General features: G+C 35.4%; 18 protein-coding genes. 16 read left to right on the forward strand and 2 right to left on the reverse strand.

Annotated features, from left to right (window positions below; all coding sequences use genetic code 11):
* Positions 1-36 precede the first annotated feature (36 nt).
* The 4 genes from BLR86_RS10675 to BLR86_RS10690 are packed head-to-tail and all read left to right on the forward strand — an operon-like array spanning position 37 to position 3,557.
* A complete protein-coding gene (locus tag BLR86_RS10675) occupies positions 37-735 on the forward strand; it encodes a glycosyltransferase family 2 protein (RefSeq protein WP_090761167.1) in 699 nt (232 codons plus the stop codon).
* A gap of 32 nt (positions 736-767) precedes the next feature.
* Entirely contained in the window at positions 768-1,136 is a 369-nt protein-coding gene (locus tag BLR86_RS10680) for a DUF2304 domain-containing protein (RefSeq protein WP_090761169.1), read from the forward strand.
* 6 nt (positions 1,137-1,142) lie between these two features.
* The gene (locus BLR86_RS10685) at positions 1,143-1,493 is read left to right on the forward strand and encodes an EamA family transporter (RefSeq protein ID WP_090761171.1); all 351 of its coding nucleotides are present in this window, start codon (positions 1,143-1,145) and stop codon (positions 1,491-1,493) included.
* Positions 1,494-1,529: 36 nt separating this feature from the next.
* Complete coding sequence (locus BLR86_RS10690) at positions 1,530-3,557, forward strand: DUF2142 domain-containing protein (RefSeq protein WP_090761173.1); 2,028 nt, start codon at positions 1,530-1,532, stop codon at positions 3,555-3,557.
* Between the two features lie 79 nt (positions 3,558-3,636).
* On the opposite strand, the gene BLR86_RS10695 is transcribed toward BLR86_RS10690, so the two are convergent.
* On the reverse strand, positions 3,637-4,638 hold the full coding sequence (locus tag BLR86_RS10695; protein ID WP_090761174.1) for an LCP family glycopolymer transferase: 1,002 nt from the start codon (positions 4,636-4,638) through the stop codon (positions 3,637-3,639).
* A 333-nt stretch (positions 4,639-4,971) separates the two neighbouring features.
* Here BLR86_RS10695 and BLR86_RS10700 point away from each other — a divergent pair, with 333 nt between their 5' ends.
* From BLR86_RS10700 to BLR86_RS10755, 12 genes are all read left to right on the forward strand, one after another.
* Positions 4,972-5,757, forward strand: coding sequence for a glycosyltransferase family 2 protein (locus BLR86_RS10700; RefSeq protein ID WP_090761176.1), 786 nt, complete (start codon positions 4,972-4,974; stop codon positions 5,755-5,757).
* Positions 5,758-5,868: 111 nt separating this feature from the next.
* Positions 5,869-7,236, forward strand: a complete 1,368-nt coding sequence (locus BLR86_RS10705) for a hypothetical protein (RefSeq protein WP_090761178.1) — start codon at positions 5,869-5,871, stop codon at positions 7,234-7,236.
* The gene (locus BLR86_RS10710; protein ID WP_090761180.1) at positions 7,233-8,069 is read left to right on the forward strand and encodes a glycosyltransferase; all 837 of its coding nucleotides are present in this window, start codon (positions 7,233-7,235) and stop codon (positions 8,067-8,069) included. The genes BLR86_RS10705 and BLR86_RS10710 overlap by 4 nt, the downstream gene beginning before the upstream one ends.
* A gap of 11 nt (positions 8,070-8,080) precedes the next feature.
* Positions 8,081-8,788, forward strand: coding sequence for a glycosyltransferase family 2 protein (locus tag BLR86_RS10715; protein ID WP_090761182.1), 708 nt, complete (start codon positions 8,081-8,083; stop codon positions 8,786-8,788).
* Between the two features lie 99 nt (positions 8,789-8,887).
* Complete coding sequence (gene rfbA / locus BLR86_RS10720; RefSeq protein WP_090761184.1) at positions 8,888-9,760, forward strand: glucose-1-phosphate thymidylyltransferase RfbA; 873 nt, start codon at positions 8,888-8,890, stop codon at positions 9,758-9,760.
* A gap of 21 nt (positions 9,761-9,781) precedes the next feature.
* Positions 9,782-10,342, forward strand: a complete 561-nt coding sequence (gene rfbC, locus BLR86_RS10725) for a dTDP-4-dehydrorhamnose 3,5-epimerase (protein ID WP_090761186.1) — start codon at positions 9,782-9,784, stop codon at positions 10,340-10,342.
* A gap of 14 nt (positions 10,343-10,356) precedes the next feature.
* Complete coding sequence (gene rfbB, locus BLR86_RS10730) at positions 10,357-11,379, forward strand: dTDP-glucose 4,6-dehydratase (protein ID WP_090761187.1); 1,023 nt, start codon at positions 10,357-10,359, stop codon at positions 11,377-11,379.
* On the forward strand, positions 11,379-12,230 hold the full coding sequence (gene rfbD, locus BLR86_RS10735) for a dTDP-4-dehydrorhamnose reductase (RefSeq protein ID WP_090761189.1): 852 nt from the start codon (positions 11,379-11,381) through the stop codon (positions 12,228-12,230). Before rfbB ends, rfbD begins: the two co-directional genes overlap by 1 nt.
* Before the next feature lie 47 nt (positions 12,231-12,277).
* Entirely contained in the window at positions 12,278-13,024 is a 747-nt protein-coding gene (locus BLR86_RS10740; RefSeq protein ID WP_090761191.1) for a LicD family protein, read from the forward strand.
* Positions 13,025-13,052: 28 nt separating this feature from the next.
* A complete protein-coding gene (locus BLR86_RS10745; protein WP_090761193.1) occupies positions 13,053-14,507 on the forward strand; it encodes an oligosaccharide flippase family protein in 1,455 nt (484 codons plus the stop codon).
* A 399-nt stretch (positions 14,508-14,906) separates the two neighbouring features.
* Positions 14,907-15,980: a glycosyltransferase family 4 protein gene (locus tag BLR86_RS10750; protein WP_090761195.1), complete on the forward strand. Its 1,074-nt coding sequence runs from the start codon at positions 14,907-14,909 to the stop codon at positions 15,978-15,980.
* Positions 15,981-16,129: 149 nt separating this feature from the next.
* Positions 16,130-17,194, forward strand: a complete 1,065-nt coding sequence (locus tag BLR86_RS10755) for a glycosyltransferase family 4 protein (protein WP_090761198.1) — start codon at positions 16,130-16,132, stop codon at positions 17,192-17,194.
* 51 nt (positions 17,195-17,245) lie between these two features.
* Here the strand turns inward: BLR86_RS10755 and BLR86_RS10760 are convergent, their stop codons facing one another.
* Positions 17,246-17,881: a YigZ family protein gene (locus BLR86_RS10760; protein WP_090761200.1), complete on the reverse strand. Its 636-nt coding sequence runs from the start codon at positions 17,879-17,881 to the stop codon at positions 17,246-17,248.
* Positions 17,882-18,015 lie beyond the last annotated feature (134 nt).

The raw sequence follows: 18,015 nt of genomic DNA on the forward strand, positions 1-18,015 counted from the left end.
AATTAGAATAAAAACTGATAAAAGGAGGAACCGTTTATGAAGATATTAGTTATTGTACCGGCTTTTAATGAAGAAGAAGGTTTGGTAAAAGTTGCAGAGCAATTCCATGGGATCAATGATGTTGATGTTCTAATAATAAACGATTGTTCAAAGGATGCAACCTCAGAAGTAGGAAGAAAGCTTGGCTTTAATGTGATTGATTTACCGTGTAATCTAGGTATTGGCGGAGCTGTTCAAACAGGCTATAAATATGCTTATGATAATGGGTATGATATAGCGATTCAAGTTGATGGGGACGGACAGCACAATCCTGCCTATATAAAGGATCTTATTAAGCCAATCAAAGAGGGACGCGCAGATTTAGTCATCGGCTCACGGTACCTAAAAAAGGAAGGGTTTCAATCCACGTTTTTACGTAGAGTGGGGATCAATTATTTTAGTAACTTAATTTACCTGCTCCAGAAAAAGAGAATTACTGACCCAACTTCTGGATTCAGAGCATGCAACCGTCGTGTCATTGAACTATTCAGCGCCCGCTACCCTAACGATTATCCGGAACCGGAATCGATTGTTTACTTGTTAAGAAACAACTACAAAACCGAAGAAGTTCCCGTAGTTATGAATGAACGATTCGGGGGAGAATCGAGTATTAACTCATTTAAATCGATTTACTATATGATTAAGGTCACATTAGCCATTGTGATTGATAATATGCGAAAAATTGGTTTGACATAAGCCGGAATACATTTCATTTTGGGGAGGTTTTTATGATCACAGTGCAATTACAAATTATTCTGTTGATTACTTCGATCATCACCTTTATGGTGATAATTAATTTAATTCGAAAATACAATCTTGAATTAAAATATTCACTGCTGTGGCTATTTTTTTGTGTAGTTAATGTTTTGCTCGCTGCCTTTTCAAATATAGCCATCATGATTGCAGAGCTTTTAAGCATTAAGGAACCAGTTAACGCTATTTTCCTATTGTCATTTATTTTTCAATTTTTTCTTATCTTTAGTCTCACATTAACGATTTCTAGAATTTCCAATAAGTTCACTCAGCTTGTTCAGGAGGTAGGATTGTTAAAAAAAGAAGTAGAACAAATAAAGAACACTCAATTAGGAGAGAGGTAACTGCCCATGTTCAAATATGTGTTAATATTAACGAATATTGTTTGTCTGGTATTAGGCCAAACAGCCTGGAAATATGGATTAGAGAATATTAAACTTAGTGGCAGCCTAGTTGAAAAGTTTTTTCAAATTGTCTTCTCTCCCTTAATATTACTTGGTTTTGCTCTTTACATTTTTGCTACAGTTATTTGGATGTACTTGCTGTCAAAATTGCCACTAAGCTTCTTGTACCCATTACAAAGTATAGCGTATGTCCTAGCTCTGTTTATTGCCCTGTATCTATTTAAGGAGCAAATTCCTATGACTAGATGGATTGGTGTGACAGTTATCATGTTTGGAGTCTATTTAGTTGCAAGATAATCTAAGTATAGGACAGGCTAAAGGAGAGCTTTATTAATGTTAAACTATGGATTTATAAATAAACTCTATACGGAGCTAAAAAATTACTGGCTAGTGTGGACGATTGCTTTTATTGTATTCTTTCTATTTTCTTTATACATCTATGAAAATAGGAGTACGTTTATTGACCCTAGAGAGATTGAACATACTGTAGTGGATCAGAAAAAGAGCGAAATGACCATAGGTGAAATAACCGGTAATATGGAAATAACACAGTCATTTGTTGCTGAGCAAGATCAATTTATGCGCATTAAAATACCATTTGGCACCTATAATCGACAGTTGGAAGGAAATTTCGCGTTTGAATTAATAGATGTTGATAGCGAAGAAGTAATTTTAAAAAGAGATTTACCTCTTAATGAGTTGCAAGATGGTTTGGATTATAATATTGACTTTCCTATCGTCCGAAATGCTAAGGGAAAAGAGTTTCGTTTTACCATTACCGGGCAAGGATTAAATCCAGGGAATACTGCAACTATTTGGAGGAGTTCAAAAGATGATTACATGCAGGGAAATCTTATAATCAATGGCCGTGATATGCAAAGTGACTTGCGTTTTAAAGTCATGGATGTGGAAACAAAACCATTGTTAAGTAAAACGAAATTTGTCATGTTTGGGATTAGTATTCTGATAGTTTTTATACTGTCAGTGGTTGTCCTAAGGGTTTTTAAAGATAAGATCCATAAGGCTTTTCTAATTACTGCAATCCCAATAGGCTTGGCAATGGTCGTGATTATCCCCCCGTTTGATCAACTTGATGAATTAGAGCATTATTACCGTGCATTTGAAGTTTCTGAAGGGAAATTTATTAATCAAAAAACAGAACATGGACTAGGTAATTTTATACCTGCTAGTCTAATTGAAACCGTTTATGATGTACGATACATTCATCAAACTGGTTATAAGTATAGTATTGTAAAAGAAGCATTTCAAAATAATCTTAATTCAGAGGATAGACAGTTTTTACGAAACTATGCCTCGTCCTACCCACCATTAATTTATGTTCCACAAGCACTAGGGATGATGGTGGGAAGGGTCATTTTTGACTCCCCATTAATGATGATGTTTTTGGGAAGATTGCTAAATTTTATAGCATATGTTGCAATCGTATATGCTGCTTTGAAAATTGTTCCTGTAAAGAAAAATCTATTTTATCTCTTTGCAATGCTCCCTATGTCCATCATTCATGCTGCCTCATTATCTGCTGATGGAATAACCAACGCGATGGCATTATTTTTTGTGGCCTATATTTTATATCTTGCATATGGAAGGGTCGAACATATAGCCAATAGGCATTTAATTATTATGATAGGAATAGGTCTTTTTGTAACACTATCCAAAATTGTTTACATCCCAATGCTGCTGGTATTTTTGCTTATCCCATTAAGAAAGTTTAAGAACAAAAAGGATTATCTGAAGAAATTCTTGATAGTTTTTGTGGGATGCTTGATTCCATTTATTATTTGGAACTTAATGAATCTATCTAATATGTCAGTCCCAGATATGAGGGGTAACCCCGGGGTGTCTCCAGGGGACCAAGTAAAGTTTGTATTACTTCATCCGATGTATTATATTAAAACTCTTTTTGTGACACTGTTCAGTCTAGGTTCATCTCAATTGGTCTCGATGATTGGAAAGGTCGCAACAAACTATCAATACCCTGCACCCTCGATTGTCATTTATACATTTTTGTTTCTTATGCTGTTATTTGGCATCATAAATGATGAAAATGACCTAAAAATGAAGGGTAGAAGAATAGACAGGGGTATTTTAATATTTATACTATTGACTGTCATGCTGCTAATATATACTGCCATGTATGTGGGCTATAACACTGTTGGTAATCCAATTATTTACGGTATACAAGGAAGATACTTTGTCCCGATTGCGATTCTCTTTTTCCTTAGTATTTCAAATTACCAAATAATAAACAAAAATAACGATATAAACCTACTTATTCAGACTATTATTCATTGCTGTATGTACGCCTTGTTATTTTCGTATCTTGTCACCATAAATGGATGATGAAACCGTAATTTTGATACAAAAAAGGGTCCTCCAAATTTAAATTGGTGGCCCCTTTTTAAACTACTATTAACTTTGGTTAATTACTACTTGAATTTGTATTATTCAAAACTACCTCTTGTGTTAGTCCTAATTGCTCGCGTAATTGATCAGATAGGATTTGTCTAGTTTGATCCTCTACCATATAATACCAAACATTATTAATCATTTTCCCTGATCCTTCAATTTCCAGCTTTTCTATCGTTTCGGCAGCTGGCTTATAGGATGACTGCATCCCAATGATTTCTGTTAATGTTAGGTTTGTTTTGATATTATTTTCTAGTGCATCCAAGATATCTTTATAGTTTGTAAGGGTTGAAAGTGATTTTCCTTTATCGATAATCTTAGATATTACTTCACGTTGACGTTCACCGCGACCTATATCACCGCGTGGGTCTTCATGTCTCATTCGAGAATATGCAAGTGCTTTTATTCCATTTAAGTGCTGCGGACCTTCCTTAAGGGTTACCCCATCTAATTCAAACGCATATTGGTTATCCACATCAATTCCATCTACAGCATCAACAATATCCTTAAAACCCTCCATGTTGATTTCAACATAATAATCAATTGGGATATTTAAAAAGTTTTCAACTGAAGCAATACTCATCTCGATCCCGCCAAATGCATAAGCATGGTTAATTTTATCGGTGGTTGTTTTCTTCGGATTTTTAGTATTAATTAATTTGGTACGAGTATCCCTTGGTATACTTACTATTTTAGTAGTTTTCGTTTCGGGATTAACGGTAAGAACTAACATCGAATCTGTACGTCCATGATCGCCTTCTCGTTCATCAATACCTACCATTAAAATTGAAATGGGATCCTTTTTTTCAAATTCAACTTTTTCTTCCCGTTTATCGGAAATTTCCCTTGAAATAGGTTTATTCATTTTATTTACAGCGTTTGCTACATCGTTATATGCATTATAAAAATACAATCCACCGCCAACTAGTATGATAAAAAATGTGAAAAGGCTATAGCGGAGCCATTTACTTTTCTTCTTTGTTTTCTTTTTCCGATCTAATCTAGTAGAATTCATATTTTTATCCCTTCTTTACAGGTATTGTTCGTTTAATAGGACACTCATAATCCAAATTATAATATTGAACGGGTATTAGTTCAATGGAAATAAATAATTTTCATTAAAAAAGTACAAATAGCGACAGGATGATGATATAATTTAGATTTGTTACGACTATACTGTTGTTTTTTGTCGTTTATTTACTATTAACGAATGATTGGATGCCCTTTGTAAAAACTATTCAAAAATGGGTTGCGTGTGTGTTCTGTAATAATAGACGTAAAAAAGTGAAACTCGTTACACGCGTTTTATGTCTAACTTTATATAGTCGGTTGAAAGTAGGTGTATATTATGGCTAATGCAAAAGTTGCCATTAGTATTGTGACATACAATAGTCAACATATCTTTAAGGTACTTAAAAACCTCAAAGAAGAATTTGGCCAGGATGACCAATTCCGCTTTGTTATTTTTGATAATAATTCTAATGAGGATTATAGAAATCAGCTAAAAGAATATCAGGATTTTGCTGATATTACCTTCTATCACGAAAACAATGGCTTTGGATTTGGCCATAACCATAATTTATTAAAAGCTAACGAGCAATATTTCTTAGTTTTTAATCCAGATGTTATTTTAGTTAGGGAAGATTTGCTGAAAATGTTAGAAATAATGGATAGGGATAAATCCATCGCTCTTTTAGTGCCAAAGATTTTAAATTCAGATGGTACGCCGCAGCATTTAATGCGTGACCGTGTATCCGTTTTTGATTATTTCTTAAGGTTTGTTCCATTTCAGTTTGTAAAAAGTATGTTTGCTAAACGGCTTGCTTCCTATGAACTAAGAGATATACCTAATGATCGGGAAGTCGATATTCGAATTGGTTCAGGTTGTTTTATGCTATTACGGGGAGACGACTTTAAAGAAGTAGGTGGTTTTGACGACCGCTACTTTATGTACTTTGAAGATTATGATTTGTGTGTAGAACTAAAAAAACGTAATAAAAGGATTGTTTATACTCCTTTTTCACAAGTGGTCCATTATTATGAGCGCGGTGCCCATAAGAATTCAAAGTTATTTAAGATTTTTATGAATTCGATGTACAAATATTTTAGTAAATGGGGATGGAGATTGTTTTAAACCAACTTTTCATTTGTATTAAATGGAAAAAGCATTTTTCATAAAAGTTCCAATTATTATTGATAATAAAGAGAAACCCAAAATGTGAGGTAGTAGGAGAGGGTCACATTCATGAATAAGTTTGAAAAAGTGCTATTAACGTTGTTTTTTGTTGAGATATTTGTAGGTGGAGGTGGGAGGCTAATCGATTTTGGATTTGTGTCGATTCGTCAGGTACTATTTCTTCTCCTGCTACTAACCTTTGCTATTCGAATTGTAAAGGAAAAGGCTATTTTTAATAAGGAAATAAATACATTTTTTCGCTTTAATCCAGTAACTGTTGGAGTTTATTTATTAATTGCCTGGTTTTTAGTCAGCATGCTTGTTGGATATATCAATGGTCACCCGCTAGGTGCTATAATTACTGACTTTTTTAGGGTCTCGTTCTTTGCTCTTTATTTTCCATTAGCGTATTATATTTCGAACGACCGCTTTTCTTTGAAGCGAATCATAACACTATTGAAATATAGTGCATTGGCAGTAGCCATCTTTACCATTACCGTATCTTTACTTGGTAAAACTGTATTTGCGGCTAATTTCAAACCGTTTTATGATTTTATGAACTGGATGATGAATGATGACCTATTCTTTAGACCAAGTAATAGTGTCTTCTACAAAAGCCATTTCTTCGTTTTAGTAGGTCTTATAATTTCTCTAAATGATCTGTTGAATAGAAAGTATAAAAAGTTGGATGTTTTCCTAGTTATTTTAGGTTCGATCTCAGTCCTTTGGTCTGAAACTAGAGGTTTTTTACTTGCCTTTATGCTCAGTATCTTAGTGATCATGGTTCTGGATGTAAAAGTGATTGTGGATTCGATTAAAGGCATATCTCAAAAAATACAAGGATTAGTTCAATCGAAACAATTTCTTCGGAAGTTTGCGATTTGTATAGTGGTGATTGTGGCAGTACCAATTTTGTATGAAAACATGACATTGGAACGTTTTGAGGTAGTTACGATTGAAGAAGTACCAGCTGATAGCGGGCTGACGATTGATGAGTTTGGTAACGCTAAAACCACAAAACCTGAAGTGAATGATGTTAGCGTTAATGCACGGATGGAGTTTATTACTGCATCTAAGGAAATACTGCTCAACCCTGCAAACTTAATCCTTGGAACGGGTTATGGGACAGAAATTGCAGGTAGAATCACCGGTATCGAAATGAGTTTTCTTGATATTTTATTGGAGCAGGGATTAATTGGATTAGCCATTTGGGGTTATTTATTTTTAATTATTTATTATAACTATTATGTGGCCTATAAGAAAGGGCAGCATATAACAACTATGGATATTTCGTTAATGGCAGCGTTTATGGGCGTATTGTTATTGACCAACATTAATCCTTTTATAAACAATCCAATTGGGATTAGCTTTTTCTTACTAGTACTCATTGTTTCTCAAAAGAAGAAAGACTTAAGGACAAAAGAGGAATTCCAATGAAAATGACGATGGTTGTAGTCTTTTATAGGCAAAAGCCTGAAGAAAGTAAAACGGTGCAAACCTTAAAACATACACTGCTAGTAAATAAGGATTGCCTCAATGAAATTGAAATGATTTTTTACGATAATAGCCCGGAAAGCCAAGCTATTTCCCCTTCTGACTATGAGGGGATACATATATCCTATGTACATGACCCGAGAAATTTAGGAATAGCTCCAGCCTATAATCATGCCTGGACTGTGGCTAAAGAAAATGGCAGTAAATGGCTGTTACTTCTTGATCATGATACAGAACTAACGGAAGATTATTTTAAACAGGTCTTAAATCTCCCAGAATTAGATAGAGATGTAGCAGCAGTGGTGCCAAAGATAGTTAGTGAAAATACGATGATTTCTCCTGTATTCAGTCACTCTCTACGTCCATTGCAAGGCGAGCGGCCAACTGCAGGACTTCAAAAGCAACCGGTTATGGCGATCAATTCTGGGTCATTAATCTCTGTTCCTTTTTTAAACGAAATAAATGGCTTTAATGAAAGCTTTCCTCTTGATTATCTCGATCATTGGCTATTCTTTGAAATATATAATCATGAACGAATGGTCTGGTTAGTAGATGTTTCCTTGGAGCATGAGTTGTCGGTTATGGATTATAGCAGGGTTTCACTGAAACGCTATCAAAGTATTTTGGATTCTGAAATGAATTTTTATAAAAAGTACAAAAGAGACATCTATTCATCCTATCGAGTCCAATTGGTTAAGCGGTTATTAAAACAAGTGGTAACCGTAAAAAACAAGAAAATTGCAATGTATACATTTAAACGGCTTTTATCGAAGTAAGGAGATTTTTTATGAAAAAATCTGTGTGTGTCGCAACCTATAATGGCGCAGAGTTTATTGTTAGACAACTGGATTCCGTTCTTAAGCAGTTTGATCATGGTGATGAAGTGATTGTCATTGATGACTGTTCAAAGGACAACACTATCGAAATAATTAAGGAAGCATATGGCAACAGGGTTCAGGTCCATGTCAATGAGAAAAATCTTGGTGCAATTAAAAGTTTTGAAAGGGCGATATCTTTTGCAACAGGAGATATCCTATTTCTATGCGATCAGGATGACATTTGGGAGGACAACAAGGTTGCTACCGTTATGAAGGCATTTGAGGAGCAAAGAGCTGATCTTGTTATTCATGATGCTATCGTGGTCAACGGAAATCTTACTGTAATGAATCCATCCTGGAATGATTATAACCATAACAACATAAATCAGGGGATAGTTGGGAATATTTTTAAAAACGCCTTTACTGGTGCATTTATGGCATTTAAAAAAGACCTAATCCCAGCTATCCTGCCATTTCCAGCTGAAATTGAAATGCATGATCAATGGATTGCTCTTGTCTGTATGAAAAAAAAGAAGAAAATTGTTTTTATTCAAGAACCGTTGATGAAATATGTACGCCATGGCGGGAATGTCACAGGAATAAAAAAACGCCCGCTATCTGCACAGTTAAAAGGAAGACTTAAAATGATTAAAGCGATAGCAGGTTACAAACGTTAAATTTTTGTAACATTTACTATTCCTGTTTGTTCATACGGTACCCATTATTTATAATGAAGATGATTTTTGTAGAAATAAAATTTTAGGGAGTTGGCTTAAGTGAAAGGTATAATTCTAGCGGGTGGCAGTGGTACGAGGCTTTACCCATTAACAAAAGTAGTTTCAAAACAATTATTACCTGTTTATGATAAACCAATGATTTATTATCCGCTTTCCGTTTTAATGCTAGCGGGTATTAAGGATATTCTTATCATTTCAACACCAGAGGATACTGCTCGTTTTGAGCAAAGCTTAGGGGACGGAACTGACTTAGGAATGAACTTTACATATAAAATTCAACCGCATCCAGGTGGCTTAGCTCAAGCCTTTATTTTAGGCGAAGAGTTCATTGGAGATGACAATGTAGCTCTTGTGCTCGGGGATAATATCTTTTATGGACATGGTTTAACTGATTTATTGAAAAATGCGGCGGCACGTGAAACGGGAGCAACGGTTTTTGGTTATTATGTAAACGACCCAGAGCGTTTTGGTGTTGTAGAGTTTGATGAAAGTGGAAAGGCGGTCTCCATTGAGGAAAAGCCTGAAGTACCTAAATCAAATTATGCTGTTACAGGTCTTTATTTTTACGATAATCGTGTGGTTGATATTGCAAAAAGTATTTCTCCTTCACCACGTGGTGAGCTAGAGATTACCGATATTAATAAAGCATATCTAGAGATGGGTGAACTTAGCGTTGAACTTCTAGGACGTGGTTATGCATGGTTAGATACTGGTACGCATGCCTCTCTTCTAGAAGCTTCTCAATTTATTGAAACGGTTGAAAAGAGACAATCCTTAAAAATTGCCTGTCTTGAAGAGATAGCTTATAAAATGGGGTATATCTCAAAAGAGAAACTGCTAGAGCTTGCTGAGCCATTAAAGAAAAACCAATATGGTCAATACCTAATAAAAATTGCAAATCAAGGAAAGTAATCGATAAGGTGAGGTACGAGCATGAATATTATTGAAACAAAAATACCAGATTTAAAAATTTTAGAGCCAAAAGTATTCGGTGATCACCGTGGTTATTTTATGGAGAGCTATAATAAAGATTTATTTGAGTCATTAGGATTACATTATGATTTTGTTCAGGATAATCAATCCTTATCTGCAGCTGTTGGAACACTCCGAGGCTTACATTTTCAATTGAATCCAAAAGCACAAACAAAGGTTGTGCGCTGTGTAACTGGTGCGATTTATGATGTTGCTGTAGATATTCGTCAAGGGTCCCCTACTTATGGACAATGGGTTGGAGTTATTTTAAGTGAGTATAATAAGCGTCAGCTTTTGGTACCAAAGGGCTTTGCACACGGTTTTTGTACAATCGTACCAGACACCACTGTTGCCTATAAAGTAGATGAATACTACTCACCCGAGCATGATGGTGGAATTCTATGGAATGATCCGGAATTGGGAATTGATTGGCCGACAAATAATCCAGTCCTTTCAGAAAAAGATACAAAGCACCCAGTATTAAGTGCTGCAACACATCTAAATTTTGTGTACGAGAAATAGGAGGTAATACAACTATGAAATTATTAGTTACTGGCGGAGCGGGCTTTATTGGCAGCAATTTTGTCCGGTATATGGTAAATAAATACCCTGAGTACAAAATCGTTAACCTTGATTTGTTAACGTATGCTGGAAACCTTGAAAACCTCAAGGATATTGAGAATGCTTCGAACTATAAATTTGTTCGTGGAGACATTGCAGACCATGAATTTATAAATGGCCTTTTTCAAGAAGAGAAGTTTGATTATGTGTTGAACTTTGCAGCCGAATCACATGTAGACCGTAGTATCACGGATCCAGGAATCTTTGTTCAGACAAATATCCAAGGAACCTTGGCATTGCTTGAGGCAGCAAAGACTTTTGGAGTTACAAAATACCTTCAAGTATCAACAGATGAAGTCTATGGTACTTTAGGTGAGACTGGTTTATTCACGGAAGAGACTCCATTAGCAGCAAACAGCCCATACAGTGCAAGTAAGGCTGGTGCAGACCTGCTTGTTCGTGCTTACCATGAAACCTTTGGTTTACCTGTTAACATTACACGCTGTTCCAATAACTATGGGCCGTTCCATTTCCCTGAAAAGCTTATTCCATTGATGATTATCAATGCATTAAATGATAAGGAACTTCCGATTTATGGGGACGGATTAAACATCCGTGACTGGCTCCATGTTGAGGACCATTGTCAAGCGATTGATCTCGTCCTTCACAAAGGACGTAATGGAGAAGTATACAACGTCGGTGGTAACAATGAACGAACAAATATTGAAATTGTAAAAACGATTCTAAAACATCTTAATAAGCCAGAATCATTAATGAAGTTTGTTACAGATCGCCCTGGGCATGACCGCCGCTATGCCATTGATGCAACGAAGCTTCGTACAGAGCTTGGATGGTCTCCAAAATATAATTTTGATACGGGAATCGAACAAACCATTAACTGGTATTTAAATAACCGTGAGTGGTGGGAAAATATTATTTCTGGCGAATATCAGGAATATGTAAAATCACAGTATGGCGACAGATTAGAGGTAGAATAATGAAGGTTGTTGTTACAGGTGCCGCAGGCCAATTAGGGCAGGATGTTATGCGGGAATTAGTAAGAAAGAATCATCAAGCCTATGGAACAGACCGACAGCAATTAGATATTACCAATGAAGCGGATGTTATCGCCTATATTAGTGAAGTGAAGCCAGACGTGATTCTACACTGTGCAGCCTATACCAACGTCGATGGTGCAGAGGCAAATGAAGAGATCGCCTATCAAATCAATGCATCAGGTACTGAATATTTAGCAAGAGCCGCCAAGCTTAATGGTGCGAAATTGCTACTTGTAAGTACTGATTATGTCTTTGATGGGACTGCGAATGAACCCTACGAGGTTGATGAGCCGACTAAGCCTCTCGGAGCTTATGGAAGAACGAAATTAGCTGGGGAACAGCTTCTTCAAAAGCATTTAGAGCAATTCTTCATTGTACGAACTGCTTGGGTATTTGGCGTCTATGGAAAAAACTTTGTTAAAACGATGATTCGTCTTGGTGAGGAACGAGGCGAAGTTGGTGTTGTTCATGATCAAGTGGGCTCACCTACTTATACAGTTGATTTAGCACAATTCATGGTTCAATTAATAGAAACCGACAAATACGGTATTTATCATGCCACCAACAGCGGGGTTTGTTCTTGGTATGAGTTTGCAGTGGAAATTTTCAAGCAGACTAATTTGAACGTAAAGGTTAATCCATTAACCTCCGATCAATTCCCAACTCCGGCAGCACGTCCTAAATATTCGGTTTTAAGTAAGGAAAAAATAAGCGAAAACGGGCTAACTCCACTTCGTGATTGGAAAGAGGCGCTAGCTGCTTATTTAAAAGAAACAACAGAGAAGAGCTGATGTATATCAGTTCTTTTTTCAAATGAATAGATAGAGGGGGAATTTAAGTGAGTACTACATTTGAGAAAATGAAGTCCTACTTTCGAAATAGAAAAATATATAAAACGTTACGGTCCAATCCATTATTGCTGAAAATTAATCAACATTATCGAAGCAATCGGGAGGCCGAAAAACGCGAAGCTGTTCACACATACGGGCTTGAGAGTCTTAAGTCTGTTAAAGAAGCATTTCAAGAAATAAAGCATGAATTTTGGCTTGACTATGGAACCTTACTCGGTGCAGTTCGTGAGAAGGATTTTATTGGACATGATGCTGATATTGATGTTGGAACATTTTTTACTGGTAATGAAAATGCTAAAAAATTGGAAATGGCAATGAAGAAACGAGGTTTCGAAAAATCCCGCGAATTTTGGATGGATGAGAAAATAGTCGAAGAGACCTACCTTTACAAAGGTGTAAATCTTGATGTCTTTTATTATTACGCCGGTGATGATAAAGATAAAATTCATTGTTATGCAACGGAAGAAGGGGAAAAAACGGTTTATCAAGAGCTCGAAGAATATACAGTAGTCACTGGACTTACCGTAAAAAGGCTCACCTCAACGTATACCGGCAGTACATTGATTGACTTTAAAGGTGATAAATTTCCAATTCCAGAAAGTTATCATCAGTACCTAGTAGATAATTATGGTCCTACCTATATGATTAAGGATGAAAACTGGGAGTTTTCAAAATTAGATATAGATGTGTTACCATTTAGGGATAATACTAGGGCTATTTTATACAAAAAATAACACAGCAATCTGAATAGAAGGGTTTTTTATGAAAAAATCACTTTTTAAAAACATCTTATATAAGGTATTACTAAATGTCTTTAATTTGATCCTTCCGATTTTAGTTGGACCTTATGTCAACAGGGCACTTGGGCCGAAATCGCTTGGTAACGTCCAATTCACCGAATCAATTTATAGCTATTTCCTTATCTTTGCCAGCTTTGGAGTATACCAATACGGTGTCCGCGAAATGAGCCGTGTGAAGGACGATAAACAAAAGCTTAGCCAATTGTTTACGAGTTTATTTCTAATCAGTTCTGTAACAGGCATCACTGCCTTATGTATATATTTAGGCTTTAGTTATTTTAAATATGGTGATGCGGTTATATTTCCCATTCTACTGATCTTTGGTTTAAACCTTATCGTCAATATTTTCTTTGTTGAATGGGTTAATGAGGCAATGGAGAATTATGATTTTATTACCATAAAAACAATTATTGTCAGAAGTATTTATATCATCCTTATTTTTACCTTTGTTAACACATCTAAGGATTATAATCATTATGCTTTGTTGTTGGTTGTTGCCGCATTTCTTAATAATATAATCAGTTTTGTATACATTAAAAGGAAAATCAAGTTCGATTTTAGTAATCTAAGTATAAAGCGGCATTTGAAGCCCATGTTTCTTGTCGTTGTTTTTTCAAATGCCAATGTGTTGTATACGCTACTCGACCGATTTATGCTTGGAGAATACGTGAATTCAAAAGCTGTCTCCTTTTACGTTATTCCACAACAAATAATGGGTATTATTAATGCATTGATGCTAAGTGTTGTCCAAGTAACGATTCCAAGATTGTCCTACATATTAAGTACAAATGATGAAAAATCATATTTGATTTTACTTAATAATATTTCAAAGGTGTATTTTGCGTTCTTGTTCCCGGCATCTGTAGGATTATTTTTATTATCGGATGTGGGAGTTCTAATATATGGGGGGACACAATTTATTGAGGCAGCACCTGTGCTAAGTATGTTTGCCATTTATATGATCTTTCTTGGAATGGATTCCATTCTTGCTAATCAGGTTATTTATGTAAAAAAGAAAGAAAATATTTTAGTAAGGTTGATATTCTTATGTGGATTTATCAATCTAGTCTTTAATGTTATCTTATTAAAAGTAGGATTATTTACGCCAACGAATGCGATCATTACTACCACAGTTTCTACATTAATTCTGAATTTATTAGAATATGGCTATATTCGGCGTTATTTAAAAGTGGATTTTCACTTGTTTGAATTTGGTAAATTTAAGTACTTACTGTATGCATTGTTGTTTATTCCAGTTTCGTATGGTATTAGACATTTTGTCTCGGGGCCGATTCCATTATTTATATCGTTGGTTGTGGTAAATTCAATTCTATATGGTTTAATCCTAATAGTTACTAAAGATTTAGTCTTCCAAATGTTCCTTGAGAAAGTTAAAAAACGTTCTAAACCAGCATAGAATGTCCCAAATGCCCTTTTTGGTACTTATTCATCCTAGGGCATTTTCTTCTTTTTATTGATTTTGTGAATTATTTATCATGTGATTGAAACTTTTCTTCTTTACAATCGTCTATATAGTTGGAATCCTCTATTTGATTTGATACAATTTAGGAGATTTTGTAAAAGGTTGTCTATTTTGTGAAGATGTTTAAACCTTTATTTATTCAAAAAATCGATTTTATTTTTTTATAGTGTAATGGTTTTGGAAAATAGTTTTATTAAAAGCTTGTTTATTTCTATTATTGACTATGCTATAATCCAAAAGGATACGTCTTAAAACTTAGAAATATATAGATTAATAAATTTATAAATAAATTATTTATCCACATCTTAAATGGATACTACCATGGAGGACAATATGTTATATCTAACTCTAGCAATCTGTTTTTTTACATCCATATTAATGACCCCTTTAGTAAAAAAACTAGCTTTTAAAATTGGTGCAACTGATAAACCAAATTATCGTAAGGTTCATTCCCGGATTATGCCTCGATTAGGAGGATTAGCAATCTTCATCAGCTTTATCGTTGGAATATTAATCTTCAATCCTTCAAATGAGCCATTTGGTGAATTCCATGTCTCTATCGTAATCGGCGGTATTATCATCATTTTGACTGGAATGCTGGATGATGTGAAGGAAATTTCTCCAAAGTTAAAACTAGCAGGGCAAATTGCAGCAGCTGCTGTGGTAGTCATTTATGGCGGACTACAGGTAGAGTTTATTAAACTTCCATTTGGGGGTATCATAGATTTTGGTTACTTAAGTATCCCAATAACGATGATTTGGATTATCGGGATAACAAATGCTATTAATCTAATTGATGGATTAGATGGCTTAGCAGGCGGAGTTTCCACGATTGCTTTACTTACTATTGCAGGTATGTCTATGGTAATGGGTAACCAATACGTAACCATTATGGCTTTAATCGTGGCTGCTAGTACAGTAGGATTTCTTTTCTATAACTTTCACCCAGCCAAGATTTTTATGGGGGATACCGGAGCCTTATTCTTAGGATATATTATTGCAGTACTGTCATTGCTAGGTTATAAAAATGTAACGTTTATCTCATTAATTATTCCTATTATTATTCTCGGTGTACCAATTTCTGATACATTCTTTGCGATTATTCGCCGTCTCGTAAACAAGCAGCCATTGTCAGCACCTGACAAATCGCATCTTCATCACTGTTTGTTGAAATCAGGGTTTACACATCGTCAAACCGTCTTATTAATTTACTTTATGGCAGCCCTGTTTGGCTTAGCTGCGTTCATTTTTTCACAAGCAACGGTTTGGGGTTCAATGATCGTCATCTTAACGTTGCTATTCACTATTGAGTTAGTCGTTGAAAGTATAGGACTCATCCGAGAGGACTATAAGCCGCTCTTGAATTTATTAAAAGGAATCAAGCCGAGTAACGTTAAAAATAGATAATACTATATTCGTAGAAAGGTCTAAAACAAATTGTTTTAGACCTTTTGTTTTTTTATGATTCTTTATGATAACGATTTCCTGTTTTTTACTTCACCTAAAGTGTTTTTGAAAATGCCTTTATGGACAAGATACTATCGAGGAGGGTTACAATGTTGTTTTTTACCTTGATAGTATGTTTTATAGTATCCATTCTTATCACTCCACTCATAAAAAAATTAGCCTTCATTATTGGTGCTACTGATAAGCCTAATCATCGAAAGGTTCATCAATCTATGATGCCAAGGCTGGGTGGATTAGCCATTTTTATCAGTTTTATTATTGGAATCATGATTTTACAACCAATAAGCCCAGCATTACTAGCCATTCTTTTAGGCAGCCTCATAATTATCATTACAGGTATTTGTGATGATTTGTTTGAACTTTCAGCTAAGTATAAGTTAATTGGTCAGTTAGCTGCTGCTTTTACTGTAGTCTTCTTAGGGGATCTTCAAGTTGTTTTTATTAATCTTCCGTTTGGAGGACACCTAGAATTAGGATACTTAAGTATTCCCTTTACCATTCTCTGGATTGTTGGGATTACGAATGCAATCAACCTAATTGACGGGTTGGATGGTCTTGCTGCAGGTGTATCCTCAATCGCTTTGGTTACTATTTCGGGGATGGCGCTCATTCAAGGTAATTTGTTTGTGGTCGCTGTCGGTACAATTGTCTTAATGGGAACACTCGGATTTCTCTTCTATAATTTCCATCCCGCCAGTATTTTTATGGGAGATACAGGGGCATTGTTTTTAGGGTTTATCATTTCCGTTCTCTCCTTGTTAGGTTATAAAAATGTTACCTTTATTTCTTTTATCATTCCGGTCATTATCCTTGGTGTTCCCATTTCTGATACTTTTTTTGCCATTATGCGCAGAATAATAAACCATCAACCTTTATCAGCTCCCGACAAATCTCATTTGCATCATTGTCTGTTAAGGCTTGGGTATTCTCACAGGCAAACGGTGTTAATGATTTACGCGATGGCTTCCTTGTTTGGACTCGTGGCAGTTATTTATTCACAGGCAAGAATTGGTGTATCCGTGATTTTAATCGGCTTTCTGATTATAGTAATGGAGCTCATTGCTGAAAAAATAGGTCTGATGGGAAATGACTTTCACCCATTGCTAAAGATCATCCGGATGTTTAGGATTAGCACGGCAAAAAATAGACCATAAAAAAGTGACTGATTCAAAATGTGATGTGGCATTTGAGTCAGTCACTTTTTTCTATAGTAGGACTTCCAGGTAATCTGTTTCCCCTTTTTTGATGGCTGCCTGTCCGTTTGTCAGTTCAGTCAGCCAATCCTGAAATACACTCACTTGGTCTTCATTCACGTACACTTCTAGTTCCACAATATCAAGATAGTGTATTTCCTTTATGATATACTCCGACTCCCGAAGATCCTTTTCAACTTTCCCAAGCCATGTATAATCAATTGTTACATGGATAATTTGAACGAGTCTTCGCTCCACGATTCCCATTGTATTTAAACCTTCTGATGTCGCCTTACCATAAGCGCGAATCAGGCCCCCAGCCCCTAACTTAATTCCCCCAAAGTAGCGTGTAATAATGACTACTGTATCTTTAAGCTTCCTTTTTTTTAACACTTCAAGTATGGGCACACCGGCGGTACCACTGGGTTCTCCGTCATCATTAGCTTTTTGAATTTGATCATTTTTACCGATCAAATAGGCTGAACAATTATGGGTGGCATCCCAATGTTTTTTCTTTACTGCCTGGATATATTCCTGGGCATCTACTTCTGTTTCTGCCCTTTTAATATGGGCAATAAATCGTGATTTTTGAATAATGATTTCATGTTCACAAACTTCCTGGCTAACTGTAAAATACCGAGATAGCATGGTGGGTTCTCCTTTCAAGCTTTTTTTAGTAAATAAAATATTGGTGTAATATAACTTTAATCTAGAAGTAATTTTCTCGTGTTATAATTAATAAAGTTCAAATACTGCAAAAATACTTTTTTGGCATAGTAGTT

Source organism: Bacillus sp. OK048 (genome assembly GCF_900103525.1).
Classification (GTDB): domain Bacteria; phylum Bacillota; class Bacilli; order Bacillales; family Cytobacillaceae; genus Neobacillus.